The following is a 1491-nucleotide window of genomic DNA, read 5'->3' as shown; positions in this document are numbered from 1 at the left end:
GCCGAAGTGGGTCACAGGCGACACAGCAGCGCACTGGCCCGAAATCGCGGCCGTACAGACAACCTCAAAGGGGTAACTACACATGAGCGTCAAGGTCACCGTCCTGAAGAACGAAATCGATGAACGCGGCGGCAGCTTCAAGAACGATGCCGGTGAGAACGTCGAATACACCACCCGCAAGCAGAAGGCCAAGCTCGAAACCGGCGGCTTTGCTTACCCGTTCGATGTGCGCCTGGACAAGGGCCAGCCCGGCTACCCCGAAGGTGAGTACGAACTCGATATCGAATCCATGTTGCAGGTCAACAAGGGCGTCGCATCGCTGAGCAAGTTCACCGTCCTGCGCATGGTGCCGAAGGCCGCACCCCGCGCGGCTGCTCAGGCCTAAGTCATGGCCGTGTGCGTGTCTCTGACGGCTGAGGGGACGCTCGTACCCACCGGGGAGCCTGCATCGCAGTGTGGTGGATATGTGCTTGTGTCGGCAGCAGAGCACGCACAGGCCTCAATCCTCATCGATCTATTCCAGTGGCCGGAACCTGAGGTGGCTACTGGTTGGTTCTCGGGGGTGTTCACGCTGGTGCTTGCACTCAATGTGCTGGGCTACATCGTGGGCGCCGTCGTGAAATCGGTCAGTACAGAACGGGATTGACCACCCCATCCAACGCGCACAACGCGCACAACCAAGGAGCAGTGCAATGGACTTCGGCGACATTCTGACCGGCCTCGCAGCCGCCAGCGCAGTCAGCGCAATCATCAGCGCAGGCGCCATCAAGGCGTCCCCGGGCTTCGCCCGCTGGGCGACCAACAAGGTCGCTACCTTCTTCCGCTGATCGCGGAAGAACCGTGACGGGAAGGGGCTGGGAAACCGGCCCCGATTCTTATGAAGACACAGCCCGATGACGTCAGCGCCGATGAATGCCAGGACGACTGGTGTCCCGAGTGTGGCGGTGATGACGTGATCGTGTTGGACGACGGCAACCTGTGGTGTACGGAGTGCCGAGCCGTAGTCGACTACTAAAGGGTGCGTAATGGACTTCAGTGGGGTGTTTCTCGGGTTGTCCGTTGCACAGGTCGTCACAGCAATCGTTGGCGCCGGAACGTTGATGGCGCTTCCGTGGTTCGGCCGATGGTGCGTTGACAAGATCGCAGGGTTCTTTGAGGACCGCGAGGATCAAGACGCAGACGAACACGCCGACGACGAGGCGGGCGAGGTTGATGAGGTCGTGTGCGCCGACACCGGCCATGACTATGACGGCGGAGAGTGCGTGTTCTGCGGCGCATTGGAGAGGGAGGAATAGCGATGCTTGTGTGCATGGTGTTTGCGTTCATCGGTGGGCTTGCAGGACACGCGGTTGCGCTCGCTTTTAATGAGGCCAGTCAGTGATGAGGTCAGACCGACTGCGCCTCAAATTTGTGGCCCTTGCACTGTCGCTGTTCGCCTACGGCTTTTCCCCTCCTGAGGCGAAGGCCCACCCGCAAACACCCTGTAGCTCA

4 protein-coding genes are annotated in these 1491 nt (G+C 60.6%); all 4 read left to right on the top strand.

The annotated features are described in order from the left end of the window. The first annotated feature begins 82 nt into the window (after positions 1–82). The gene (locus ACFQ6N_RS40625) at positions 83–385 is read left to right on the top strand and encodes a single-stranded DNA-binding protein (RefSeq protein WP_049458534.1); all 303 of its coding nucleotides are present in this window, start codon (positions 83–85) and stop codon (positions 383–385) included. A gap of 87 nt (positions 386–472) precedes the next feature. After that, positions 473–646, top strand: a complete 174-nt coding sequence (locus ACFQ6N_RS40620) for a hypothetical protein (RefSeq protein ID WP_279933880.1) — start codon at positions 473–475, stop codon at positions 644–646. Between the two features lie 46 nt (positions 647–692). Next, positions 693–827 (top strand): hypothetical protein, encoded by a 135-nt coding sequence (locus ACFQ6N_RS40615; protein ID WP_049396927.1) that lies wholly within the window; start codon positions 693–695, stop codon positions 825–827. 198 nt (positions 828–1025) lie between these two features. Next, positions 1026–1295: a hypothetical protein gene (locus tag ACFQ6N_RS40610; protein ID WP_197586260.1), complete on the top strand. Its 270-nt coding sequence runs from the start codon at positions 1026–1028 to the stop codon at positions 1293–1295. Positions 1296–1491: the final 196 nt, after the last annotated feature.

Source organism: Kitasatospora sp. NPDC056446, assembly GCF_042796115.1.
Taxonomy (GTDB): Bacteria; Actinomycetota; Actinomycetes; order Streptomycetales; family Streptomycetaceae; genus Kitasatospora.
The sequence above is the reverse complement of the archived record's forward strand: the minus strand, read 5'-3'. Positions and strand labels throughout refer to the sequence as shown.